This window comes from Coprobacter sp. (assembly GCF_982436375.1).
This window is the reverse complement of record NZ_CEWDCG010000016.1, coordinates 1-25,698: the sequence shown is the minus strand read 5'-3', so window position 1 is coordinate 25,698 and position 25,698 is coordinate 1. Positions and strand designations below refer to the sequence as shown.

Annotated in this window: 19 protein-coding genes; 11 read left to right on the top strand and 8 right to left on the bottom strand. The window is 39.5% G+C overall.

The annotated features are described in order from the left end of the window. Window positions 1-251 precede the first annotated feature (251 nt). On the top strand, window positions 252-2,813 hold the full coding sequence (locus AC1WHX_RS01970) for a glycoside hydrolase family 84 protein (protein ID WP_303116570.1): 2,562 nt from the start codon (window positions 252-254) through the stop codon (window positions 2,811-2,813). A gap of 88 nt (window positions 2,814-2,901) precedes the next feature. On the opposite strand, the gene AC1WHX_RS01965 is transcribed toward AC1WHX_RS01970, so the two are convergent. The 3 genes from AC1WHX_RS01965 to AC1WHX_RS01955 all read right to left on the bottom strand — a co-directional run bounded on the left by AC1WHX_RS01965 (window position 2,902) and on the right by AC1WHX_RS01955 (window position 5,984). After that, on the bottom strand, window positions 2,902-3,891 hold the full coding sequence (locus tag AC1WHX_RS01965; RefSeq protein WP_022599975.1) for a glycosyltransferase family 2 protein: 990 nt from the start codon (window positions 3,889-3,891) through the stop codon (window positions 2,902-2,904). A gap of 104 nt (window positions 3,892-3,995) precedes the next feature. Then, window positions 3,996-5,204 carry a glycosyltransferase family 4 protein gene (locus AC1WHX_RS01960; RefSeq protein WP_122303648.1) on the bottom strand — a complete coding sequence of 403 codons (1,209 nt, stop codon included), beginning with the start codon at window positions 5,202-5,204 and terminating at the stop codon, window positions 3,996-3,998. A 132-nt stretch (window positions 5,205-5,336) separates the two neighbouring features. Beyond that, window positions 5,337-5,984 carry a ribonuclease H1 domain-containing protein gene (locus tag AC1WHX_RS01955; protein ID WP_022599979.1) on the bottom strand — a complete coding sequence of 216 codons (648 nt, stop codon included), beginning with the start codon at window positions 5,982-5,984 and terminating at the stop codon, window positions 5,337-5,339. Between the two features lie 117 nt (window positions 5,985-6,101). Here AC1WHX_RS01955 and AC1WHX_RS01950 point away from each other — a divergent pair, with 117 nt between their 5' ends. From AC1WHX_RS01950 to AC1WHX_RS01940, 3 genes are all read left to right on the top strand, one after another. Then, the gene (locus tag AC1WHX_RS01950) at window positions 6,102-6,632 is read left to right on the top strand and encodes a shikimate kinase (RefSeq protein WP_122303649.1); all 531 of its coding nucleotides are present in this window, start codon (window positions 6,102-6,104) and stop codon (window positions 6,630-6,632) included. Between the two features lie 274 nt (window positions 6,633-6,906). Continuing rightward, window positions 6,907-8,760: a 2-oxoacid:acceptor oxidoreductase subunit alpha gene (locus tag AC1WHX_RS01945; protein ID WP_122303623.1), complete on the top strand. Its 1,854-nt coding sequence runs from the start codon at window positions 6,907-6,909 to the stop codon at window positions 8,758-8,760. 3 nt (window positions 8,761-8,763) lie between these two features. Then, on the top strand, window positions 8,764-9,783 hold the full coding sequence (locus AC1WHX_RS01940; RefSeq protein ID WP_122303624.1) for a 2-oxoacid:ferredoxin oxidoreductase subunit beta: 1,020 nt from the start codon (window positions 8,764-8,766) through the stop codon (window positions 9,781-9,783). A gap of 252 nt (window positions 9,784-10,035) precedes the next feature. Here the strand turns inward: AC1WHX_RS01940 and AC1WHX_RS01935 are convergent, their stop codons facing one another. From AC1WHX_RS01935 to mnmA, 3 genes are all read right to left on the bottom strand, one after another. After that, window positions 10,036-11,973, bottom strand: coding sequence for a heavy metal translocating P-type ATPase (locus tag AC1WHX_RS01935; protein WP_302544962.1), 1,938 nt, complete (start codon window positions 11,971-11,973; stop codon window positions 10,036-10,038). Window positions 11,974-12,307: 334 nt separating this feature from the next. Then, window positions 12,308-12,739 carry a Fur family transcriptional regulator gene (locus tag AC1WHX_RS01930; protein ID WP_417040214.1) on the bottom strand — a complete coding sequence of 144 codons (432 nt, stop codon included), beginning with the start codon at window positions 12,737-12,739 and terminating at the stop codon, window positions 12,308-12,310. 40 nt (window positions 12,740-12,779) lie between these two features. Beyond that, on the bottom strand, window positions 12,780-13,832 hold the full coding sequence (mnmA, locus tag AC1WHX_RS01925) for a tRNA 2-thiouridine(34) synthase MnmA (RefSeq protein ID WP_303116578.1): 1,053 nt from the start codon (window positions 13,830-13,832) through the stop codon (window positions 12,780-12,782). A 39-nt stretch (window positions 13,833-13,871) separates the two neighbouring features. On the opposite strand from mnmA, the gene AC1WHX_RS01920 reads away from it, so the two are divergent. Then, window positions 13,872-14,603, top strand: a complete 732-nt coding sequence (locus AC1WHX_RS01920; RefSeq protein WP_302544959.1) for an HAD family hydrolase — start codon at window positions 13,872-13,874, stop codon at window positions 14,601-14,603. Window positions 14,604-14,645: 42 nt separating this feature from the next. Here the strand turns inward: AC1WHX_RS01920 and AC1WHX_RS01915 are convergent, their stop codons facing one another. Continuing rightward, window positions 14,646-15,869 (bottom strand): M16 family metallopeptidase, encoded by a 1,224-nt coding sequence (locus AC1WHX_RS01915; RefSeq protein WP_302544958.1) that lies wholly within the window; start codon window positions 15,867-15,869, stop codon window positions 14,646-14,648. A gap of 175 nt (window positions 15,870-16,044) precedes the next feature. On the opposite strand from AC1WHX_RS01915, the gene AC1WHX_RS01910 reads away from it, so the two are divergent. The 6 genes from AC1WHX_RS01910 to AC1WHX_RS01885 all read left to right on the top strand — a co-directional run bounded on the left by AC1WHX_RS01910 (window position 16,045) and on the right by AC1WHX_RS01885 (window position 23,116). Beyond that, window positions 16,045-16,587, top strand: a complete 543-nt coding sequence (locus AC1WHX_RS01910) for an LOG family protein (RefSeq protein ID WP_302544957.1) — start codon at window positions 16,045-16,047, stop codon at window positions 16,585-16,587. A 29-nt stretch (window positions 16,588-16,616) separates the two neighbouring features. Then, window positions 16,617-17,237, top strand: a complete 621-nt coding sequence (locus tag AC1WHX_RS01905) for an SIS domain-containing protein (RefSeq protein WP_009318300.1) — start codon at window positions 16,617-16,619, stop codon at window positions 17,235-17,237. A 6-nt stretch (window positions 17,238-17,243) separates the two neighbouring features. Continuing rightward, window positions 17,244-18,173 carry a carbohydrate kinase family protein gene (locus AC1WHX_RS01900; RefSeq protein ID WP_302544956.1) on the top strand — a complete coding sequence of 310 codons (930 nt, stop codon included), beginning with the start codon at window positions 17,244-17,246 and terminating at the stop codon, window positions 18,171-18,173. 111 nt (window positions 18,174-18,284) lie between these two features. Next, window positions 18,285-19,340, top strand: a complete 1,056-nt coding sequence (locus AC1WHX_RS01895; RefSeq protein WP_302544955.1) for a tyrosine-protein phosphatase — start codon at window positions 18,285-18,287, stop codon at window positions 19,338-19,340. Window positions 19,341-19,580: 240 nt separating this feature from the next. Continuing rightward, complete coding sequence (locus AC1WHX_RS01890) at window positions 19,581-21,371, top strand: DEAD/DEAH box helicase (protein WP_122337022.1); 1,791 nt, start codon at window positions 19,581-19,583, stop codon at window positions 21,369-21,371. A 236-nt stretch (window positions 21,372-21,607) separates the two neighbouring features. Further along, complete coding sequence (locus tag AC1WHX_RS01885; protein ID WP_009318304.1) at window positions 21,608-23,116, top strand: GH3 auxin-responsive promoter family protein; 1,509 nt, start codon at window positions 21,608-21,610, stop codon at window positions 23,114-23,116. Window positions 23,117-23,267: 151 nt separating this feature from the next. Here the strand turns inward: AC1WHX_RS01885 and AC1WHX_RS01880 are convergent. After that, on the bottom strand, window positions 23,268-25,698 hold a 2,431-nt coding region (locus AC1WHX_RS01880), incomplete at its 5' end, for a T9SS type A sorting domain-containing protein (protein WP_481228826.1).

Sequence of the window (25,698 nt, the reverse complement as noted above, 5' to 3'; positions counted from 1 at the left end):
CTCTTTCTATTACGGGATAATGTTTAACTTGTCCAACTTTTGGGGGTCACTTCAATTTTCCAACAAAAAACGAACTGACAAGAGATTCAAAAAATCCGAATACACAAAATTTTACCGGAAAACTCAGACAGTCTTTCAATCAATACATATTTTTTAATAGCTTTTTTGATTTGAAACAATTTTTATTTCGATAAGATACAATATATTTGTAACGTTTATTAAGTGTAAATACTTAAATACTAATACTAAAAATGACAAATTATAAAAAGACATTATTTGCAGGAATTGCAGGCGTACTCATGTGCAGTAATCTGTATGCACAAGAAACAAATTTCGATTTATCCTCACAACGTTCAGAAAAACAAGATGTATTACCTGTTCCGGGGAGAAAAATAGATCATCAAGGGTTAGTCATCAATCCTACTCCACAAAAGCTGAGTTTCATAGGAAATGGGAAACTGGATATTTCTCAAGGATTTATCTTGAAAGATAAACAGAAAAAATTTACAAGCGACTTAAATTTTGTCACATTCAATAAAAATGGAGCAAAACTGATCGTTGACTTCGGGAAAAAAGCCGCTGAAAAACAAAAAGTAAAGAATGTATCCGGAGCTTATGCCCTGAATATTCATAAAAACGGCATATCCATTACCGGATATGATGAACGGGGAGCATTTTACGGCATCCAGACTTTACGTCAGTTATTGGAAAGCCCGATTACCGAAAACAAGCAATTGCCTTATCTGGAAATCAACGATTATCCCGACCTGCCGAATCGCGGAGTAGTCGAAGGCTTTTACGGAACTCCATGGTCTCACGAAGTAAGAATGTCTCTTATCGACTTTTACGGAAAGTTCAAAATGAACACTTACTTATACGGACCGAAAGACGACCCTTATCACAGTTGTCCCAATTGGCGTCTTCCCTATCCTGAAAAAGAAGCAAAAAACATTAAACAGCTGATCGAAGCCAGCAAACGGAATCGTGTAGATTTTGTTTGGGCAATACATCCGGGACAAGATATTAAATGGAACGAAGAAGACTACAAAAATCTGGTCAATAAATTCAATTGGATGTACGATCTTGGAGTACGCCACTTTGCAATTTTTTTCGATGATATTTCGGGGGAGGGAACTAATCCGTCGAAACAAACCGAACTATTGAACCGGTTAACGGATGATTTTGTAAAAGTCAAGGGTGACGTATCTCCACTCACTGTCTGCCCGACCGACTACTCCAAACTTTGGGCAGATCCTACGGAAAAAGGCAGCCTCGCTATTTACGGTAAAACTCTCTATCCTGATATAAAAGTTTTCTGGACGGGAGATGTTGTTTGCAGCGACCTGACTAAAGAAACACTGGATTTTGTAAATTCCCGTATTAAACGACCGGCTTATTATTGGTGGAACTACCCTGTAACAGACTATATGCGCAACATTCTCTTACAAGGTCCGGTATACGGCTTGGATACATCGCTCACAGAAAAAGAAGTCTGCGGAATTGTCAGCAATCCGATGGAACACGGAGAAGCTTCGAAATTGGCTTTATATGGGGTCGCAGATTATACATGGAACATTGCTGCCTACAACGCTTTAGATAATTGGGAAAGAGGCTTAAACGAACTGATGCCGAATGCCCGGGATGCTTATCGCACCTTTGCTATTCACTCTTGCGATACAGAAACTGGTTATCGTCGGGATGAATCATGGGAAACCACCACTTTCAGGCTTGCAAACTGGACGGATGAAGCCGCCCGAAATTTAGAAAAGGAGTTTGAAAAAATAGAAAACGTACCTGCTGAAATAGAAAAAGGTTGCACCAACCAGAACCTGATGAAAGAGCTTCACCCATGGCTAACGGAGTTCGGGAAATTAGGGACAAGAGGAAAACGTGCAGTAGAACTAACCCGCATCTATCGTACCGGACAGAATGATACATTATTCTGGAACAAATACATACAAAATCTAATGAGCAAGGAAGACCGAAAAAATTACGAAGCTCATAAATCCGGGACAATGAAACTTCAACCATTTTATGAAAACGCAATGGATGATATGGCCCACGAATTTTTGAAACATCTTACCGGAGAGATACCGATGGATTATAAAGGTATCGGTTCGTTCGGGAATTCCAGTACCACACAAACCAAACTGATGCTCGACAATGATACCACGACTTATTACACTTCTGGTATTGCACAGAAAGCAGGAGACTGGATCGGTGTCGATTTGAGAACAATACGAGAAGTTTCCGAAATATCCATCCTACAAGGGAGAAATTCGATCGATGATGTAGATTATTTCGACCATGCTGTCCTTGAATATTCCGAAAACGGGAATAATTGGAAAGCCTTAACAGGAGAGTTAGAGAAACAATATGTTATTCATTGGAACGGTGATCCTGTAAAAGCCCGTTATGTACGGTTGAAACGCCTTGATTCTAAACGGACCAACTATGCCTCGGTACGTTCATTCGAGGTAAATCCTCTACATGCAGAAAATCTGGGATTCAAATTAGAAACAGAAGACCGGCAACAAGCTCTCTACGCATTTGACCGTAATCTCGGCACATCTTTTGAGTGTAGCGAATCTATAGTTTTTGAAGTAGAGAAAGGCATAAAAAGCTATATCTTGTTAACAAATCGTTTATCAACTCCTCTCAAATGTAAACAATTAGATGCAAAAGGCAATTTGGTCTCTGAAACAATACTCGATTCGCCATTCTCCAAAATACAGTTAGAAAATAAGAATGTAGAAAAAATAAGTATAGAAGGTACTGCAGAAATATTCGAGATTATAGCAGAAAAAGAATAAAAGATAACCTAAATTGAAAGCCGTTTCAGCTAATGAATCTAATGCTGAAACGGCTTTTATATTTTCTGACCGGGCAGATCCAATCCCATCAAAAAAGAGGTTTCCCCGTCTTTCGGATATAACGTTTATTCCTCCAATAATAACGATTCAAAAAATTAGGATAAAAAGAATAAATCAAGATACGAAGACGTTTCCCCGGAGCAAAATAAGGGATATATTTCTCATATTTTTTATAAATAGAATAATTAAGCCCTCCGGCCGCCCGTTGTTTTTTAAGATGCCGTTTCCCGAAAAGACGTGTTTTTTTACCATGAAAAGCTATACAATAGCGTTTCGCCTCCATCGAAAGATTATCCGGTAAAGAAAGAATCAGTTCAGTCCACGCACCTCCGAAAATTTCCATAACCCGACCGGGATTCCAACTATTTCCTTTCGGCAGCATACTGCCGTGTATTAAATCCAAACCGCTCCATACCGCTGTAAATTTATCAAGACGGGCAAGAGAATCGAATACGACTCCCAAATGCAAGAAATGTGTATTTCTATATTTCTCGAAATTTCCCATCTGAATAATCTTTTGGGAAAATATAGTAGAAGAGAGCAAAGTCATATGCCAGCCTAAATCATGCAACAGATCGCTTGCATCGGTATAAACCTTAGGAGGAAAAGAGGAGAGTGCCCGATGCACCTCATCGACAATATAAATATCCGGCATTTGTTCGGAAAGAGTCTTCACTATTGCCGGAAAATTCTGTGCCTGCAATCTGTTTCCGTCTCCTATTACCCAACAATACGGTGTTTTCGCTAATTTCAACGCCGTTTCGAAATTAATATCATATCCCTTATTCTCGTCTTGTCCGAAATATTCTAAACGATCATATAACCCCTGATAAGCCTCAACGACCTTACGGGTATTGTCGGGCGAACAGTTATCAACAACGATCAAACGGAAATTATACGGTCTTATTTTCGGAATAATATCTTCTAAAGCTTCACAAACATTTACAACCCGATTATAAGTCGGCATACACAATGTCAGCAATTCAGATGGATCTATTACCTCCGGTTTGTTATCCATATTATTATACGATATTATTTTGCGACAAAGATAATAAATCCCTGTCAAATCTTATTTGAATATACACAATAGTTAGAAAAGAAGAATTTTCAACAAGAATTTGTTTATAAAGGCCTCTTTGACCAATTCATTCGATAGTCTTCAACCTGAATATCCTGCTGACTAATCATTGCAGATTCAGTTCCTTCAAAACATTTCGAATAAACCTTACTCATCGAATCTGCCAAAATATTTTCCTGAAAACGCTGCAAATAGATATTTCCAGAAGCAATCATCTTTTCACGCAAAGCAGGATCTTCCAATATCCGGTTCATCGCTTCAGCCATTCCGGAAACATCATCCGGATCGACATATAAAGAATCTTTTCCTCCGGCTTCCTCCAAGCAAGATCCGGTAGCCGCAATAACCGGAAGCTGAGAATGCATAGCTTCTATAATAGGTATTCCGAACCCTTCGAAACGCGAAGGGTATACAAATAAAGTGGCCAACTGATAAACTGCCGGGAGATCTTTATGCGGAAGATCATGAATCAAATGAACCCGATCTTCAAGATTATTTTCAGCCACATAATCCATTATTTTATTCACATAAGGAGTTTTACGCCCGATAGCAACCAAATGCACATCGGAAGGAATGTCTTTTAAAGCCTGAACCGCCAGCATAAGATTTTTGCGTTCTTCTATACTCCCGACATTCAAAATAAATTTTTCCGGTAGATCATATTTTACTCTTACTTCCGACTTACGGGACTCGCTCACCCGAACCGAATACTGCGGGTCACAACCTTGATATACGACATCTATCTTCTCTTCAGGAATATGATAAAAATGCATAATATCCCGTTTCGTACATTCACTGATCGCAACAATACGGTCTGCAACCTGACAAGCATACCGGAACTTAAAATTATATATCTTACGGTCTATGGGTTTATAATATTCGGGATAACGTAGGAATATAAGATCATGTATAGTTACCACGCTTTTGATTCCCGTCTTATGTATTCCTATCGGCAATTCATTACTTAATCCATGATATAACTGTATACCGTTCCGTACAAGGTCTTTTTTAATAAACCAAGTACGCCACAAAGAAGAAAAACGCTTCATCGTAGTAGATTGGGGAAACGACGAATGGACGTTATTATGATGCAACAATTTATCGAACGAACTGTTCTTTTTTTCTTTCGGGACAAATAACCGGTAATTATTGCTTTGATGATAAGTTGCCAATATATCTACCATATACCGGCTATAATTTCCCAAGCCGGTATGATTTGCCATCGCCCGCTTTGCATCTAACCCAATAATCATACTATTCCGATTTATACGTTTTCTTTTCGTTTTACTTTTTCTGAATTTCATTTTCATAAAATGAAATAAAACAGACATCTATACAGAAAGACGTATCTTCTCCATAATATGCTGCATGGATTAAAGAAACTTTTATTTTCTTCCAAAATCGGCAGGAATCTCACCCCATTCTTTAGTTTCCCATTTTACCAGCCGATTTGGATATGTGTTTTCAGCCAACCATTTTTCGGCCCGCGCTATCAACTCGAATATTTTTGTATTTTTTTCTGTTCGGACAAGTTTTGTTTTACATTTCTTATCTCGTACCCAAGCCATGGCATTCCGGCTGTCAGAGCAAATTGTCATTGAACTATTCTGTTGTTTTAATAAGGCCAAACCATGCACTAAGGCTAAAAACTCCCCCACATTATTAGTCCCGTCTTCAAAAGGACCTTGCCGAAAAATTTCTTTCCCGGTACGGACACTAACTCCACGATATTCCATGATACCGGGATTTCCCAGACAAGAAGCATCTACAGCCAATGAATCTTTCAGATACTCGGGAACAGCATCCAAATTCACCGTATGACTTTTCTTCATCACATCGGCCAATTGTCCCAGTATTCCCAAATGTTCATCGTATCCTGCCCGAAATGCCTTTATTGCAGCATCTTTGGTCGGAAAACTTTTATATTTAGCTCCTTTATAATTTTTTACCTGCAATTGACACTCCTCCCAAGAATCATAAATTCCCGGAGCCAGACCTTCCCACACGACATAATATTTGAACTTATTCCCCATATATGGAATGTTAAAAAATCATTTTACACAAAAATAGATATATTTATTGAGTATTGTAGTAAAATGGTCTATTTTTGCAAAACAGTTATCATAACAATCAAATCTATACCGCCAGTTATGAAAAGAATATTCCTTACCGGATACATGGGTTCTGGAAAAAGTACTCTCGGATTGCGTCTCGCACAAAAAGCCGGACTCTCGTTTATCGACCTCGATCATTATATCGAAACCCGGTTCAGGAAAACCATAAATGAAATATTTGCAGAAAAAGGAGAAAAGGAATTTCGCATTATCGAACGGAACATGCTGCGAGAAGTCGGAGAATTTGAAGATGTGATAATCGCCACCGGCGGCGGAGCTCCCTGCTTTTTTGATAATATCGACTATATGAATAAACAAGGATGTTGTATCTATTTACAAACAACCCCTGAGATTCTTTTTCAAAGATTGAAACACGCCCGTAGTAATCGTCCGCTATTACGGGATAAAACCGATTCGGAGCTAATGGAGTTCATAAAAACAAATCTTTCAGCTCGTGAAGAAAAATATAAACGATCATCTATTATCTTCGATACCGGTAAATTGGAAAGTTACGATGCCATAGAAAAAGCCGTAGAACGACTTTATACTATTATCGAACAAAAATAAATTAACACTCTCTTCTATTTTTCTCTTTTCCATGAAAAAAACTCACAGAAATAGCTTATTTTTAAAATTTCATAAGGATAACTTCTCAAAAGTTGGTTTAGTTACCAAAAATTTTGTTTCTTTGCGTTGTAGTAACAAATTAGCTTCATAAAAAGCACATTTGCTATACAATAAATACCATTTCAGCAAAATATATAATAATTTGAAACTTGAAATATTCCTGTTTTTCATTACAAACAATTCGATCAAAACAATAAACTAAATAAGGGAGATTATGTCAGAACAAACGAACGTGAAAGAACTGGAAAAAGTGGTTATCCGTTTCTCCGGAGATTCCGGAGACGGAATGCAATTAGCAGGAAACCTCTTTTCAAACATTTCGGCAGCTATCGGAAATGAAATTTCCACTTTCCCCGATTATCCGGCAGAAATACGTGCCCCTCAAGGGACATTGGGCGGAGTATCCGGATTTCAAGTGCATATCGGTAAAGGGGTATATACTCCGGGAGATAAGGCCGATGTTTTGGTTGCCATGAATCCGGCAGCATTAAAAACCAATACTAAATATGTAAAACCGAATGCAGTGGTTATCATCGATACCGATTCATTCCAAAAAAATGATCTCGAAAAGGCAGCATTCCTAACCGAAGATCCTTTTAAAGAACTGAACATGAATTCGGTACAAGTAGTTCCCGTAGCCATCACATCTCTTGTCAAAGACTCTTTAGCAGACTCGGGATTAGATAACAAAACAATTCTTCGTTGTAAAAACATGTTCGCATTAGGACTGATTTGCTGGTTATTCGACCGACCCTTAGATCAGGCCGCACACTTATTGAAAAACAAATTTGCAAAAAAACCGTCCGTTCTCGAGGCCAATATCAAAGTCATGACCGACGGGTATAATTACGGAAACAACATACATGCTTCGGTATCGACTTACCGTATCGAGACAAAGTCGGCAAAAAAAGGGTTCTATACCGATGTAAACGGAAACAGGGCAACTGCATTAGGATTGATCGCTGCATCTGAAAAATCGGGATTACCGCTATTTTTAGGAAGTTATCCTATCACTCCGGCAAGTGATATTCTTCATGAATTGGCCAAGAGAAAAGATCTGGGTGTAAAAGTCGTTCAAGCAGAAGATGAAATAGCCGGAATATGCACGGCGATCGGAGCTAGCTTTGCCGGTAACCTTGCAGCCACATCGACTTCCGGCCCGGGACTTGCACTAAAAAGCGAAGCAATCGGTCTTGCCGTTATGGCAGAGCTGCCGTTAGTGATTATCGACGTACAACGCGGAGGCCCTTCTACAGGACTCCCGACTAAATCGGAACAAACAGACTTGCTACAAGCTTTGTACGGAAGAAACGGCGAATCTCCCGTAGTCGTTCTCGCGGCTTCGACCCCGACCAACTGTTTCGATATGGCCTTCGCCGCATCAAAAATAGCATTGGAACACATGACTCCGGTCATTCTTTTGACAGATGCTTTTATCGCGAACGGATCTTCGGCTTGGCGCATTCCCGAAATGGAAGAATATCCCGAAATACATCCTCAATATGTTTACAATGATTTATTGAAAGATAACTGGAAACCTTATAAACGTAATCCTGAAACAAATGTCCGTTATTGGGCTATTCCCGGAACAGAAGGTTTTATGCACCGATTGGGAGGACTGGAAAAAGACTGTATTACCAGTGCGATATCAACCGATCCGGCCAATCACCAAAAAATGACGGATATGCGACAAGCAAAAATCGATTATATAGCAAACGAAATACCCGAACTTGAGATATTGGGTAATCCGGAAGCTGATTTACTGGTTGTCGGATGGGGTGGTACATACGGACATCTTTATTCTGCGGTGGAATCAATGAACGCTATCGGCAAAAAGGTAGCAATGGTTCATTTCAATTATATCAATCCAATGCCCAAAAACACGGAAGAGATATTAAGACGATATAAGAAAATCGTAGTTTGCGAGCTGAATAACGGACAATTTGCCACCCAATTATGTGCCAAAATTCCGGGACTTACCAATGTATCACGATTCAACAAAGTTCAAGGTCAACCGTTCATGGTAAGTGAACTGACCGATCATTTTTCAAAACTGATGGAGGAATAACTCATGAGCAGCAATACAGAATATACCGCCAAAGATTTTAAAAGCGACCAATATGTACGCTGGTGTCCGGGGTGCGGAGATCATGCCGTAGTAAATACATTACAAAAAGCAATGGCCGAGTTAGGCATTCCGCCTCACAAAACGGCTGTGATATCGGGTATAGGTTGTTCATCCCGGTTACCATATTATATGAATACTTACGGATTTCATACGATTCACGGACGGGCAGCAGCTATCGCAACGGGTGTCAAAACCGCCAATCCCGATCTCACGGTATGGCAAATTACCGGAGACGGAGATTGTCTGGCTATCGGTGGAAACCACTTTATTCATGCCTTACGAAGAAATGTAGATCTTAATATTATCTTGCTGAACAACAAAATATACGGACTCACAAAAGGCCAATATTCTCCGACCAGTGATCGAGGAGCTGTTACCAAATCATCTCCCTACGGTACGGTCGAAGACCCTTTTGTACCTGCAGAACTGACATTCGGAGCTCGAGGGCATTTTTTTGCCCGGGCAATAGATGTCGATCTGGCCGTATCTAAAGAAGTAATGGTAGAAGCTGGAAGACATAAAGGGGCATCGGTCGTTGAAATTTTGCAAAACTGTGTCATATTCAACGACCATATACATAGTTATGTAGCGGATAAAGAATTCCGGGCAGAACGAACAATACATTTGAAGCACGGAGAAAAAATGCTCTTCGGTAAAGATCTCAATAAAGGATTGGTTCTCGACGACGGTTTCACATTAAAAGCAGTCACAATAGGAGAAAACGGAGTAACACTTAATGATATACTCACTCATGATGCGACGACCCAAGATAATTTCTTACATCAACGCCTTGCCATGATGGACGGTCATGAACTGCCTTTGGCCGTAGGTGTTATTCGATCGGTCGATGCACCCGTCTACGATCAAGAAGTAAAAAAACAGATCGACTCCATAAAAGAAAAGAATCCGAAAAAGACTCTACGGGATCTTTTATTAAGTGAAGAGACATGGGAGGTTAAATAAAATCTTTTCTGAGTTTTTACAAGGTTGACTTTGTGTGTTTTTTTGAGTTTTGCAAAGATGTTCTAATTCAGAGAGTTTCTTTATCGAAAAGATAAACTTTTAATCTGAAACCTAACTCAATTCAACGTAACCCAAAGAGCCATATCATTACTCAAAATAGAGTTTGATATGGCTCTTTAAATTTATCCTTTCCATAGTGCTCGTCTTAGAGCCTGTTCAAATTTTGCTTAGGTCAGATTTGAGAACAAACGCTTAAATTCGTAACGCCCGCATTGCATTAAACACTGCCAGAACAGTTACTCCGACATCTGCAAAAACAGCCATCCACATAGTACCGAGCCCGATAGAAGCAAGAACGAGTATTGCGATCTTTATACCGATAGCAAACCATACATTCTCATGTGCAATGCATATGGTGCGACGTGCAATACGTATTGCTGTGGCTATTTTTGACGGTTGGTCATCCATGAGCACCACATCGGCGGCTTCTATTGCGGCATCACTGCCAAGTCCACCCATTGCGATACCAATATCTGCACGTTTCAAAACAGGAGCATCATTAATTCCATCACCTACAAAAGCAAGAGTTTTGTTTTCTGTTTTTGTGGCAAGCAACTGCTCAACATATCTCACCTTATCGGCAGGCATCAACTCGGCGTAGCAAGTGTCAAGTCCGAGTTTTTTTGCCACATCAAACGCAACCTCTTTACGATCACCGGTAAGCATTACCATATGGTCCACACCAAGTCGCTTCAGTGATTTAACAGCCTGTGCACTATCATCTTTCAAACGGTCATTTATAACTACGTGCCCGACATATTTACCATCTACGGCTACATGAATTATCGTTCCTATACTATGACAATTATTCCATTTTACACCTATCGCATCCATCATTTTAGAGTTACCCACACAAACAGTACAGCCCGATACATTTGCACGGATTCCATGTCCTGCAATTTCCTCGACATCCGTTATCTTACAACCATCTGTTGCCTCGTTCGGGAAAGCGGTACGCAAGGCTTCTCCTATCGGATGTGTAGAGAAATGTTCCACATGCGCTGCAAGATGTAAAAGTTCTGTTTCATTGAAATCATCAGGATGTACAGCTGTTACCTCAAATTCTCCCCGAGTTAAAGTTCCGGTCTTATCGAATACCACCGTACCCACTCTTGCCAGCGTATCCATATAATTACTCCCTTTAATAAGAATACCTTTGCGTGATGCACCGCCAAGTCCCCCAAAGAATGTGAGCGGTACACTGATCACCAAAGCACATGGACATGATACTACGAGAAAAATCAGTGCACGGTGAAACCACGCCGGGAACGACTCGGCAAATCCCACCGATGAAAATAACGGTGGTATAACAGCAAGCAGTAATGCGGCAATAACCACAATCGGGGTATATACGTGTGCAAACTTTGTAATGAACGATTCACTCTTAGATTTATGCTCATCGGCACTTTCCACCAGTTCGATAATTTTTGAAACCGTACTCTCCCCGAAATCTTTAGTCGTTTTTACGCGAATAACCCCCGTAAGGTTCACACAGCCCGAAATTACGTCATCGCCCACGCTCAAATCTCTGGGCATGCTTTCTCCCGTCAGAGCAATCGTGTTAAGAGATGATGTGCCGTCAATGATTCTTCCGTCAAGAGGAACTTTTTCGCCCGGCTTAATAACAATAATATCTCCCACATTTACATTTTCGGGTGAAACGGTTACCAATTTTCCACCGATCTCCACATTAGCGACGTCAGGACGTATATCCACAAGGTGTGAAATGCTGTCACGACTCTTTCCTTCAGCATAATTTTCAAATAACTCTCCTATTTGGAAGAATAACATTACAAATACCGCTTCCGGAAATTCTGTCTCAGCTCCCGGAAGAAAGCCAATACAAAGTGCGCCGATTGTAGCAATAGACATCAGGAAATGTTCATTGAAGATATCTCCGCCCAAGATGCCTTCAGCCGCCTCTGCCAATGTATGATAACCGACAAGCAAATAAGGAACGAGATAAACGAGTAGTAGTTGCCATGTTGGCAGATTACAATTCTTCTCAATAAGTACCGCTCCAATAAACAAAAGTATAGTGACGATAATAAGGATTACTTGCCCTTTCAACCCTCCGTGAGCATGAAGGTGTTTATGACCGTGATGGTGCTCGTGATGATTATGTGCCATAATTAAAACATGATTATTTTGATCTTTGGCACAAAGTTAGAGAGAAAATTATGCAACCTGATTGCAAAGAAATTTGTACCCACTACTTAGCAAAAATGATTTGCACTTTATTCTATATCATTTGCCTTAGAGCCTATCTAAATTTTCCGATAAAAAACTCTATCGGGTCATTTTTGCTCTTTCTTCCGGTCTGTTTTACCGTTTTCACAAGAAGTGGACAGTGAAAATAAGGCTATAATCGAGGACAAGCAGTCCATATCGGGACAAGGCATATCTTCCACTGAAAAAACAAGTACTGGCTAAGCGCCAAAGAAATGCCGATCAAGCAAACGTCTCAAACTTCGGAATGCTGCCCCTTACATTCCGGACATTCCCCCTTGACCATATAATTGACAAAATGCGGTGTAAAATTTTCGGGAAGTTCTATTACCGGAACATGTATCGTCTTAAAACAATATGTCCGGTGACACACTTCGCAATAAAAATGGATATGCATATCGGAGAGAGAACATCTGCCTTCACTCATGCAAACCTCATACTTTAAAGACCCGCTGCCGTCTTCCATTGCATGAACGACATTATGTTCGAGAAACAATGTCAACACACGAAAGATACTCGACTTATCCATCGTAACGATAAAATCCTCCAAATCCGATAAACTGACAGGCGTCGAATTACTCAACAAAGCTTTTAATACCAATATACGGTTAGCCGTCGGCTTTACTCCCTTTCGTTCTAATTTTTCCAAAATTTCTTTCTCTCCCATATTCTCCATAGCACATTTTTAATCTGATATAACGTTATTATTACTCCGCAGATACAATAATGCCTCCGCCCAATAGCCTATCCCCGCAATAAAAAGCGGCCGCCTGACCGGGAGCAACAGAATGTACCGGCTCTTCAAAACGGACTTCCGCCCGATTATCCGAAATAAAAAAGACCCGACAAGGAGTATTCTGTTTTCGATAACGGATTCTGCAGGTTATCGCACAACGTCCGTCAAAATCGGAAGAATCGATTACATTTACAGATTTCAATATCATCCGGATTTTATACATCCCCGAAAGGGACGCAATAACTACTCGATTATCTTGAGCAGAAATTTCTTTAACAAAAACCGGATGCTGCAAATTCAACCCCAGTCCTCTGCGTTGACCTACGGTATAAAAAGGATATCCTTTATGCTTACCGATAATCTTGCCGGATTCATCTTCGTAAAATCCCTCTGAAAAAACAGACTCGCCCAACCGTTTTTTCAGAAAAGAGCGATAATCTCCCGGACAGAAACAAACCCCTAAACTATCTTTTCGGGCAGCAATCTGAAAGAATCCCCGTTGTCGGGCAATTTCCCGGACCTCAGTTTTTGTTAACGTCCCTAAAGGTAAAATCATTCTTTTGATCAAAATCTCAGGAAGTCCCCAAAGAAAAAAGGACTGGTCTTTGTCCGGATCGACTCCGGATTGCAGATAAGAATGGCCTCCCGTCTCCATCAACCGGACATAATGCCCGGTAGCGATATGCCGGATACCCTGTTCATCTGCAACTTTGGCCATTAACGGCCATTTAAAGGTATTATTGCAAACAATACAAGGGACCGGTGTGCAACCGGACATATATTCATTTATAAAATAAGTAACAATATTTTTCTCAAACTCCTTTCGTACATCACAGATATAATGAGGTATTCCCAACCGATCAGCTAACTCAGCCGATTCACTCAGATATGCGGTATTTCCTTCGATTTCATAAAACCGAAATGTTATACCAGCAACATCGTATCCCTGCTCCTGCAATAATATTGCAGCGACAGAACTGTCTGTACCGCCACTCATCCCCAGTAAAACCTTTTTTCTGTTCATTTCAGATTTTTTACCTCCCGCAAATATAAAACTATTCCTATGAATGTGCGTATCTTTGCTTTCAAAATGGGAATAAACCGTATGAAAAAAGAATTGGATATCATCACTTTCGATGCAGACGACACGTTATGGGAAAATGAACTTTTTTTCAGGGAAAACGAGCATCGTTTTTGCGAATTGATTAAAGAATATGCCGATCAAAATCAAGTTCTCGAATCATTATTGAAAAACGAAATAAAAACACTTCCTATATATGGTTATGGGATCAAGGGATTTGTTCTCAGTATGATAGAAACGGCATTGGAACTCAGCAACAATCAAATTTCAGGAAATACGATTAAAGAAATATTGGAATTAGGGAAAAAACAACTTTCTTATCCTGTCAAATTAATCGACGGTGTAGAAGACACGCTATCTGCTCTCCAAAAAGATTATACCTTGGTTATGGCAACGAAAGGCGATCTTACCGACCAAGAACGAAAGATCGAAGAATCGGGATTAAAAAAATACTTTTCCCATATCGAAATCATGAGCGAGAAAAATGAGTCGGGTTACCGGTCTCTGATAGATCGTCTACAAGTATCTCCGGACAAATTTCTCATGGTCGGGAACTCCTTGAAATCGGATATTATTCCGGTCTTGTCGATCGGAGGATATGCTGCACACATTCCTTTTTATACGACATGGGAACATGAAAAAGTTGACAAGCCGGAGACATGTGACCGGATGTTTTCATTAAAATCGATTCGGGAATTGTTGTCTATTATTTAGTTCCTGTTCAAATTTCCCGATAAAGTTCAGGTAGACTCTTAATTAAACAAAAACAAGAGTCGAAATGCTTTTTTCGTCCAATATTTCATTGGCAACCTCGAGCAGATCCGATGCAGTAACGGCTTCTACCCTACGAAATGATTCTTCAAGAGTATCATATTTATTGTAATGTAAGAAGATTTTTCCTAAACCCAAAGCCATACTTTCCCGATTTTCAGTTCCGACCCCCATCTGTCCGATAAACTGCTTTTTGACCGCAGCCAGTTGGGATATAGACAATGCCGTATCACGCAAACGCTTAAATTCTTTATGCATCAATGAAAGACATCTATCAACTTTCTTCGGATCTGTTCCGAAATATATAGCAAAGACCCCGGTATCTGTATATGAAGTTACAGAAGACTCGACAGTATAAACACATCCTGTTTTCTCACGTAAAGCAATGTTCAGACGGCTGTTCATGCCCGGCCCTCCAAGCATATTATTCAATAAGAATAAAGGGACGCGCCGCTCATCGAACATACTATACGCCCGATTCCCGACCAATGCATGCGCTTGAAAAGTATCCAAAATACGCCGCTCAGCAAACGGAGTATATCCTCCGGGAGCAACTCTATGGTTTATACCTTTCCCTTCCGGTTCTCCCCCGATATATTTCTCAAGCAGAGATATCACACGCTTAAAAGGCGTATGTCCCATAAAAAAGAACACCATATTCGAAGGTATATACTGCTGTCTCAAAAAACGACGTCCGTCTTGAGAGGTAAAACGAACTAATTCTTCCGGTTCTCCCAATATATTGTGCCCCAAGGCATGTCCTGAAAAAAGCAAATTCTCAAATTCATCATAAATCAATTCGGCCGGATTATCTTTATAAGAATTGATCTCATCGAGAATTACTTCCACCTCTCGTTCTATCTCCTGCGCCGGAAATTGCGAATGGAGTACCAAATCACACAGCAACTCGACAGCCCGAGACAAGTGCTCTTCTAAAAAAACGGCATATACAGTTGTCTCTTCCTTTGCCGTATAAGCATTCAACTCACCTCCGACATTTTCCATTCGGTTCAAGACATGCCACGATCTGCGATGTGCAGTTCCTTTAAATATAAGATGCTCGACAAAATGAGCCATACCGAATTCCCCTGAGAATTCGTCCCTCGTTCCCGCATTGACCGTAAATCCGCAGTAAGAGACAGTAGAAACGGTAGGCTGATATATAATACGCAACCCGTTCGATAAAGTATAAAATTGATGATGTGCCATGCTTTCTTTTTCTTTTAAGCGCACAAAATTAGATATAAAAAAATGTTCCGAACTATTTTTTCCAAAACATTTCTTTTACTATCAACAATATACTATTGATAAAAAATATTTTGAGAAAGATAATATTTAGTAAAAAAGCCCTATCTTCGTTTTTATAAATCCAATGAAAAAAACTATGATTCAAAATATCGGTCTTTTTTGCGCTTCAGGGAACGAAGTCGACAGTTGTTATTTTGAAGAGTCGGCAATAATAGGCCGATGGATAGGGAAAAATAAAAAAAGGTTGATATACGGTGGGGCTAATGTCGGACTCATGGAAGCGACAGCCGAACACGTCAAAAAACACGGTGGATCTATCACCGGGATCATTACACACCGCATCTGCGATTATGGAAAGGCCAGCCGACTACCGGATGAGCTGATAAGGGTAGACACTCTCGGAGAGAGAAAACAAATGATGCTCGACAAAGCCGATGTATTCATTGCCTTGCCCGGTGGATTCGGAACATTAGATGAAATTTTTACCGTAATCGCAGCCGGACATTTAGGTTATCATGACAAGAAAGTCGTATTCTGCAATACAAACGGATTCTACAACCTTCTGATCAACCAGATAGAGCTATTTTACAGGGAACGATTCGCATCTCCTCATTACAAAAATTATTATCAAATAGCGACAAATGCAGAAGAGTGTATCCGAATGCTCGAGAATTTTTGAATTATTAAATCAATTAAATATATACCGGAATGACAACTGCTGAGGACATTCAATCTATTTTACAACGTGAAGCTAACGCTATATTAAATATTCCTATATCCGATGCTTTTGAAAAAGCAATTTCATTAATTGTAGAACAAGTACACCGCAAAAAAGGGAAATTAGTTACCAGCGGAATGGGGAAAGCCGGACAGATTGCCATGAATATCGCAACGACTTTCTGTTCTACAGGAATCCCTTCTGTTTTTCTACATCCCAGTGAAGCCCAACACGGAGACTTAGGCGTTCTGCAAGAAAACGATCTAATGCTGGTAATTTCTAATTCGGGAAAAACCCGTGAAATTTTAGAATTACTCGTTTTGGCATCCCGGCTGCAACCTGATCTACGATTTATTGTCATTACCGGAAATCCCGACAGTCAATTGGCACAATCCGCCGATGTCTGCCTGTTTACCGGAGCTCCGGCAGAAGTTTGTCCGTTAGGCCTCACTCCGACGACTTCGACAACTCTCATGACTGTTATCGGCGACATATTAGTCGTAGGCACTATGAAAGCAACCGGATTCGACAGCAGCCAATACGCACTAAGGCATCACGGAGGATATTTGGGACAACTTTCACGGGAACAATCTTGTGACGACAAAAAATAACGATATATGCGAAAAATTATTGGCATAGGAGAGACAATTCTCGATATAATTTTCAAAAACGGACAACCGACCAAAGCCTTACCGGGAGGTTCTGTATTCAATACGATGGTCAGTCTGGGACGTTTGGGAATACCTGTTCACTTCATAACAGAATTAGGACAAGATCAGGTCGGGAACAATATCTTGTCATTTATGCGGGAAAATAACCTGTCAACTGAGAATGTAGATATATTTTGTGAAGGGAAATCGCCCGTATCTTTAGCCTTTTTAAATGACCAGAATGAAGCCCGGTATATGTTTTATACCCAATATCCCGAAAATAGACTAAATGTCATATGGCCGAGAATAGACCCCGACGACATTCTGATTTTAGGCTCATACTATGCCGTAAATCCATCTCTAAGATACCGGATAACAGAGTTTCTGGAATATGCCCGTGAACGGAAAGCCATAATTTATTATGATCCTAATTTCCGGAAAGCTCACGCCCACGAAGCCATGCGCATCACTCCGTCTTTACTCGAGAATTTCGAATATGCAGATATTATACGAGGTTCGGAAGAAGATTTCGAGACGTTATTTAATCTTTCAGATCCGGGGAAAGTATATCTCGACAAAATTAAATTCTATTGTCCTAATTTTATCTACACAAGAGGGTCAAAAGGCGTAGAATTATTTACAGCACAAACACACTTGCATTTCGACGTACCGCAGATAAAACCGGTCAGTACGATCGGAGCAGGAGACAATTTCAATGCCGGACTACTTTACGGAATATTGAGAGAAAACATTTCCCGCAGTCAATTAGAAAACCTTTCACCGGAAAAATGGTCAGACATTATATCCTCCGGAATAGACTTCTCTTTAGAAGTATGCAACTCTTATGACAACTATATTTCTACCGAATTTGCAGCAAAATACAGGGCAACACATTAAGAGTCTGGCCAAATCCACAAGATATTCTATTATATATTAAAGAATATAAAGCCTACCTTTTTATAGTGGGCTTTTTTTATATTTGCGAATATTTATCAAGAGTCACAGACTATGCTAAATCATCTCAAATATCTTTTTTTACTTATTATTTTCTCAGCTTGCAGTTCTTCCGAACCAGAAATCGACATTGTATGCGAAATCGATAATACTCCGGATTATATACTGAAATGGGATATTTCTCCTGTTATCGAAGGCAATGTAAAGATATACAGTTCTGTCGATCCCCAAAATTTCGATACAGAAAACGGGCTGATTGCAGAATGTCCGATATCTGATGAAAACATACGTATCCATACAAATCCGGCTGTTGCCCGCAAATACTTTTTATTAAGATTTGACGACAAATATGACCGTATTGTCGGAACCCGCTCCCAACAATTCAATTTCGTCCAAAATTTCAGAGATCTCGGCGGTTACAAAAATTATGATAAAAAAAGAATCAAATGGGGAATGTTGTATCGGTCTGGAAAAATAGACTCACTCGACAATGAAAGCATACAGCGTATGAAAAATCTGAAAATCAAAACCCTGATCGACTTCAGAGATTCTCAAATTTTCACTTTGCCTCCGTCAAGTCTCAAATTAGAAAATATCATACACATGCCCATATCTTTATACCCATTAGATATGTTAGAAGAGAAAATCAACAACCATGAATTCAAACGGGGAGATGCATGCGTATTTATGCAAGATCTGTTTATCGATCTTTCCAAGAAAGCAACGACAACGTATAAATCGATGTTCAACCAGTTGTTAATGCCCGAGAACTACCCGGTAGTACTCACATGCAGTTATGGAAAAGATTATACAGGATTTGCCGTAGTCCTTATCTTATCTGCCCTGAATATACCCGAAGAGACAATCTTAGATGACTATTTATTGACAAACCAGTACCTTGACAAGCGTTCAGTAGATCTGAATTTAGTCGATTTTCCTTTAGATATACAAGAAGCGGTCACTGCCTTGATGACTGCAGATGAACAATACCTCAATTGCGCATTTAAATATATAAAAAGACAATACGGCAGCATCCAGAATTATCTGGAACAAGAACTGAACATGACTCCGGAAAAACAAAAAAGATTACAAGAGATTCTTCTTCAATGACATTCTTTTGGCTCTAATTCTCTATGAATTAAACAAATTCAGTTAAAAATATGCCGAATTTACGATTATGCCAATATTTATATCTACCTTTGCGAGCAAATAAATTCTTTAGGTTTCATGTAGGTATACGATTCTCCTTTTAGGCGGACAGCCCCGTCAGGTATTGAGAAAGTTAAAAGGTTGGGATAACACAGCGACTTCTTGCGGCAATCCTAAAGGTTCTAATAAGCAAATAAATAAATGAAAACATTTGAAGAATTAGGAATCGACAGCAAAATATTAAAAGCGATTTCTGAAATCGGATTTGAGAATCCAATGCCTGTACAGGAACAGGTTATTCCCCTTTTACTTGCCGAAAATACCGATATCGTAGCTTTGGCTCAAACCGGAACCGGAAAAACCGCGGCATTTGGACTTCCCGTAATTCAAAAAATAGATGTCAGCGGCAATTATCCTCAAGCCCTTATTTTAAGTCCGACAAGAGAACTTTGCCTGCAAATAGCCAGTGATCTGAACGATTATTCAAAATATATCAGCGGGCTGAAAATACTTCCGGTTTATGGAGGATCAAGTATCGAAAGCCAAATAAAGACGCTGAAAAAAGGGGTACAAATCATCGTGGCGACACCGGGTCGTCTCATCGATTTGATGAACAGAAAGATGGTAAAACTCGATCGGATAGGTACGGTGATTATGGATGAGGCCGATGAGATGCTCAATATGGGCTTTACAGAAAGCATAAACGAAATATTAGCCGCTATTCCGGAAGAACGCAATATGTTACTATTCTCAGCTACCATGCCGGCGGAAATAGCCAAAATAGCAAAAAAATACATGAGCAATCCCAAAGAAGTGGTAATCGGGAGCAAAAATGAAGGAGCTGAAAATATAAAACATGTTTACTATCTGGTACACGCAAAAGATAAATATCTGGCATTGAAACGCATTGCCGACTATTATCCCAATATATACGGCATCATTTTCTGTCGTACCCGGCGTGAGACCCAGGAGATAGCAGACCAACTGATACAAGACGGATATAATGCAGATTCTTTACATGGTGAGTTATCTCAAGCACAACGGGATGCCGTCATGCAAAAATTCAGAGTAAAAAACCTTCAGCTATTGGTCGCAACCGATGTTGCGGCACGCGGTCTCGATGTAGACAACCTGACCCATGTCATCAACTACGGATTACCAGATGACATCGAGACATACACCCACAGAAGCGGTCGTACAGGCCGTGCCGGAAAAAAGGGAACTTCCATCGCCATAATTCACGTAAAAGAAAAAGGGCGAATGCGGGATATTGAAAAAATCATCGGTAAAAAATTCGAAAAAGGACATATTCCGACAGGAGGTCAGATATGCGAAAAGCAATTGTTTAATCTGGTAGATAAAATTGAAAAGGTTAAAGTAAACGAAGAAGAAATCGCATCTTATCTGCCATCCATCTTCCGCAAACTGGAGTGGTTAAGCAACGAAGACCTCATCAAACGAATCGTTTCGCTCGAATTTAACAGACTGATTGATTATTATGCAGATGCAAGCGAACTGGATATTCCAGAGGACAGAAATACGAAAGACCGTGGAAATCAACGCGGAGAACGCACAAGAGGTAAAGCCAGAAAAGCAGAAGAAGGCTATTCCCGCCTTTTTATCAATCTTGGAAAAGCCGACGGTTTTTACCCCAGCACATTAATCGAAATGATTAACGACAACGTTAAGGGACACGCTTCTATCGGCAGAATCGATGTTCTTCCGAACTTCTCATTTTTCGAAGTAGAAGAGAAATCTGCCCGTAACATAATCGGAAGTTTAAAAAACATCAACTTTTTCGGCAAACGGGTTTCTGTAGAACCAGCAGACAAAAAAGAAAGCTCCGGGAAACGGGAACATTCCGGCAGAAAAGGGGGATTCGGTAAAAGAGACTTCGGAGGAAAATCTTCACAAAAACGAGAAAGTTTTGGAAACGAATACAAATCTTCCAAAAGTCGGGGACGTGAAAACAGTAAGAAAAAACGGAGATAATAAAAACCCCGTTATCAAGAAAATAAGAATAAACCGTAAGTCTGAAAATGGATTTACGGTTTTTTTGTATTATCCAACCCTCAAAATCTATATTTTGCCAAACATAATTTTATAATTCGATAAACAAAATGCCTCTCAATTGCTACATAATGCAAAATACATGCATATAATTTACTGATCATGAAATAAAAATTAGTATATTTCGTATTTTTGCCTCGAATAACAACCAAAACAAGATGGATATAACACCTATAGTACGCCCGCTTTTTGCCAAAAGACAAAAACAGATCGACTTGTTTGAAAGATACGGAGACGAGATACAAAAAAAACAACTATACAGCCTTCTTGAAACAGCTCAAAATACAGAAATAGGGAAACTATACCGTTTCAAGAAAATCCCAGATTATAAAACATTCTCCGAACAAGTTCCGTTGATTACATACGAAGAACTGAAACCGTATGTAGAACGGATGCTTAAAGGTGAAAACAACCTTATATGGCCGTCAAAAGTCCGCTGGTTTGCCAAATCTTCCGGGACGACAAACGACAAAAGCAAATTTATTCCGGTCAGTAAAGAAGGATTGTACCAATGTCACTATCGGGGAGGCACAGATTGTGTCGTCAGTTATTTGAACATGAATCCCGATAGTCGGATGTTCTCAGGAAAAGGTTTGATTCTCGGGGGAAGCCACCAGATCAGCTCTCTCCGCAAAGACATCCGATGCGGAGATTTGTCGGCATGCCTGATACAGAACATCAATCCGTTAGTCAATCTCATCCGTGTTCCGGAAAAGCGAATCGCCTTAATGTCGGAATGGGAAAAGAAACTCGAAGAAATCGTACGGTCCACCTTACACAAGAATGTAACAAACTTGTCCGGCGTTCCATCTTGGTTTCTGACTTTGATAAAAAAGATATTGCAACAGAGCGGAAAACAATATCTATCCGAAGTATGGCCGAATCTCGAAGTATTCTTTCATGGAGGAATAAGTTTCGAACCCTACCGTTCTTATTATAAAGAACTGATTCCCTCAGAAAAAATGCACTACGTAGAAACCTACAATGCCTCTGAAGGATTCTTTGCCGTACAAAACAGCTTCGACGAACAAGGAATGTTACTGCTACTCGACATAGGTGTATTTTTTGAATTTATTCCTTTATCGGAAGTCGGGAAAAAAGACCCGATCGTACTGCCGATTTGGGAAATAGAAAAAGGCCAGAATTATGCATTGGTTATTACGACCAACAGCGGACTATGGCGATACCAGATAGGCGATACGGTAAAAGTAATATCGACCGATCCTGCAAAAATCATTATCTCCGGACGGACAAAACATTTTATCAACGCTTTCGGAGAAGAACTAATGGTAGATAACGCAGAAAAAGGTTTGGCAAAAACTTGTGAACAAACAGGAGCAATTATCTCAAATTACAGTGCTGCACCGGTATTCATGTCGAACAAAAGCCGAGGTCGCCATCAATGGTTGATCGAATTCGAAAAAGAACCGGAGTCATTAGAACAGTTTGCCGACATTCTCGATGCGACATTACAGAGCCTTAATTCGGACTATGAGGCTAAACGATACAAAGGTATTTTCCTTGACCGGCTTGAAATAATAAAAGCTCGCCCCGGACTATTCCATGACTGGTTGAAAGATAAAGGGAAATTGGGCGGACAACACAAAATTCCACGCCTCAGCAATAACCGTGAGCATATAGAAGATATGCTAAAAATGAACCACTGAGGTTTTACAAATGACCTGATAATATTTTCTTATCGGAAAATTTAGATAAGTTCTGAAAATCATTTATTTTGATTTTATAAACAAAAAAAGCGGTTATCATCAAAATTACAGATAACCGCTTTTTGTTTATATAAGATTTATTTGCAGAACTTCATCGCTTGATAATCTTTACAGACTTTTGTTCAGTACTGTTACTTAATACAACGACATAAAATCCTGAAGCAAGATTTTCTACACCAATATCATTGATACCCAATTCTATATTCTTATTGATCACAACATGGCCATCAAGTCCCACCATAATCATTTTCCACATATTTTCTGTTCCATTATCGATAAATAAATTACCATCTACAACAGTATTCAAGACTTTTAACTTATCAATCGTCTGCTCTTCTATGCCATCAACTCCACCATCATATTCCAAGAACACATCTATATCTACATATTGAAACATAATATCCGTTTTTGACAGTTGAATTGTTTTCTCTAAAGTTTCATATCCAGTAGCCTCTACCCTATAAGTAAGGCTATTTCCGGAAACAGGAATAAGAGTTTGGACCTGTCCTTGACGATTCGACCGATAAGCCTCTCCATTTATCGTTACTTTTGCATTCTTAATATAACCTGCATATCTATCTCGGATACTCATCGATACCGTATAATCGATCTGCGGAATTTTCAGATCTAAAGTAACATCAACGACCTCGCCAGCCTTAACGGTAACTGCTTTCTTCTCCGACGAATGCATATCAAAGCCGTTATCATCACTACCCGATGCGATAAAGCTATACTCTTTGCCGCTTTCAAGCCATACCATGACTTCTTCACCATAAAGGTCAACCGTCTGCCCATCGGGATATATACAAAATATATCATCTACCGAAATTCCTTCAGGAGCAGTAGTATATACCCGTACAGTACCATAATTTCCGAGATCAATTTCTACATTACGATTATTATCATCTATATCGACTTTCTGTTCATGATAAAATGTCCCTCTACTGTCATCTTTACTAATAGCAAAAATATAAGAACCATTCGGCAAAGAAAATTGAACCGGCTCTTCTTGATCAGGATAGAAACTGAAATTGAACAAATCCATTCCATTTTCACTTTTTACTTCATACGAGAGATATTCCGATTTAATAGATTCCGGCATATTTTTTACACTAAAAAAGACCGGTTTGCTTATACCTTCGGCACAATCTACTGTTATAGTCTTTTTCTCATCTCCTTTAGAAATGACAAACGACCCCTTTGACTGCAAATCACTATTATTACTTATCAACACATAATTATATTCGCCCGGAGAAAACATCTCTTTAGAAGACATATCCCCAATGTATAAATCGCGCACCAAGGTAGTATTGTGAAATATCTTTATATACGGATAACTTTCTTCAGGCTTATTTATAACATCAAAAAATACTTGTGTATATTTTTGTTCATCAAAAACAATATCTAACCTATCTGTCGTATTTGCTTCAAAAACATCATTCTTAACAGGGAACTTATAGCCTGAGCAAGTCGGATTGATGCTATAACTGAATTGACCGTCTGCCGGCAGATACATCTCATGAACCACAACTCCCTCTCCGGATAAAGTCTCATAATATTCATCTTGATTCGACTCATAAGCCTTCATAATCGACAATGCAACAGACTGAAGACCTATTCCGGATATGTTGAATATCACTTTCTTATAGTCATCAAACCCATATTTTACATCAATATCTTTTCCGGATACGGCAAACTCTCCGATAGAGTCATCGCTCCCAAAATAGTTATTATAGGAAGCATCTACCCCGAAATAATAAGATCCATCCAACAAATAGGCTCTCCCTATTCCTTCGTCATCGGTATCAAGCTCCATATCCAAATCTGCATTCGTTGACGGAACAATATCAATAGAAGCTCCCGCCAAAGGCTTTTTTTCGACACCTGTAACATGGAATGTTACCAGATGCATCATCTCCATGTCGATGTCTATAATCTCTTCTACATCTTTATTATCCACAGTCAAATAATGCTCAGTCGTCATTACGGCAACATCATCAAATGTAATCTCAGGTTCATAGGTATATTCCCCGGATTTACACCATGTTGCATTATCAACCATATTAGTATAAATATGACTTCCTCCGGGAAATGATGACCCGCTATCGTCTTCCGAAGAATAAATATAATCAACATAAAGAGACATTCTCTTATCTTTTGCTTTTATCTGTACATAATGATATTGAGAAAAATCTACTTTGAAATTAGCTTCTGTTATCGATTCAAGATTTTCAATAAAGCCTTCCAATTCACAAATAATACGGTTATCGGGAGTTCCTATTGTAAAATTTACTATATCATCACCGAAATAACAACGTATTTTACCTACATAACTTTCTGTAGAATTATCCCATACAAATGGCTCGATAACTTCTTTATGACAGGATATATTCAATGAAGAAGGATCAAAATGCTCTGAATCAGGAGATATAATCCTAACTCGTGTCGGCAACGTTTTATATTCAACTCCTTCCTGTGCATAAATCTGTACTGCCAATAACAAACAGAGAAAAGATAGTAAC

What these genes read in the sequence shown, in the direction of transcription:
- AC1WHX_RS01970 (WP_303116570.1), top strand. Translation starts at nt 252, where the DNA reads ATGACAAATTATAAAAAGACATTATTTGCAGGAATTGCAGGCGTACTC.
- AC1WHX_RS01965 (WP_022599975.1), bottom strand. Translation starts at nt 3,891, where the DNA reads ATGGATAACAAACCGGAGGTAATAGATCCATCTGAATTGCTGACATTG.
- AC1WHX_RS01960 (WP_122303648.1), bottom strand. Translation starts at nt 5,204, where the DNA reads ATGATTATTGGGTTAGATGCAAAGCGGGCGATGGCAAATCATACCGGC.
- AC1WHX_RS01955 (WP_022599979.1), bottom strand. Translation starts at nt 5,984, where the DNA reads ATGGGGAATAAGTTCAAATATTATGTCGTGTGGGAAGGTCTGGCTCCG.
- AC1WHX_RS01950 (WP_122303649.1), top strand. Translation starts at nt 6,102, where the DNA reads ATGAAAAGAATATTCCTTACCGGATACATGGGTTCTGGAAAAAGTACT.
- AC1WHX_RS01945 (WP_122303623.1), top strand. Translation starts at nt 6,907, where the DNA reads ATGTCAGAACAAACGAACGTGAAAGAACTGGAAAAAGTGGTTATCCGT.
- AC1WHX_RS01940 (WP_122303624.1), top strand. Translation starts at nt 8,764, where the DNA reads ATGAGCAGCAATACAGAATATACCGCCAAAGATTTTAAAAGCGACCAA.
- AC1WHX_RS01935 (WP_302544962.1), bottom strand. Translation starts at nt 11,973, where the DNA reads ATGGCACATAATCATCACGAGCACCATCACGGTCATAAACACCTTCAT.
- AC1WHX_RS01930 (WP_417040214.1), bottom strand. Translation starts at nt 12,739, where the DNA reads ATGGGAGAGAAAGAAATTTTGGAAAAATTAGAACGAAAGGGAGTAAAG.
- mnmA (WP_303116578.1), bottom strand. Translation starts at nt 13,832, where the DNA reads ATGAACAGAAAAAAGGTTTTACTGGGGATGAGTGGCGGTACAGACAGT.
- AC1WHX_RS01920 (WP_302544959.1), top strand. Translation starts at nt 13,872, where the DNA reads ATGAATGTGCGTATCTTTGCTTTCAAAATGGGAATAAACCGTATGAAA.
- AC1WHX_RS01915 (WP_302544958.1), bottom strand. Translation starts at nt 15,869, where the DNA reads ATGGCACATCATCAATTTTATACTTTATCGAACGGGTTGCGTATTATA.
- AC1WHX_RS01910 (WP_302544957.1), top strand. Translation starts at nt 16,045, where the DNA reads ATGATTCAAAATATCGGTCTTTTTTGCGCTTCAGGGAACGAAGTCGAC.
- AC1WHX_RS01905 (WP_009318300.1), top strand. Translation starts at nt 16,617, where the DNA reads ATGACAACTGCTGAGGACATTCAATCTATTTTACAACGTGAAGCTAAC.
- AC1WHX_RS01900 (WP_302544956.1), top strand. Translation starts at nt 17,244, where the DNA reads ATGCGAAAAATTATTGGCATAGGAGAGACAATTCTCGATATAATTTTC.
- AC1WHX_RS01895 (WP_302544955.1), top strand. Translation starts at nt 18,285, where the DNA reads ATGCTAAATCATCTCAAATATCTTTTTTTACTTATTATTTTCTCAGCT.
- AC1WHX_RS01890 (WP_122337022.1), top strand. Translation starts at nt 19,581, where the DNA reads ATGAAAACATTTGAAGAATTAGGAATCGACAGCAAAATATTAAAAGCG.
- AC1WHX_RS01885 (WP_009318304.1), top strand. Translation starts at nt 21,608, where the DNA reads ATGGATATAACACCTATAGTACGCCCGCTTTTTGCCAAAAGACAAAAA.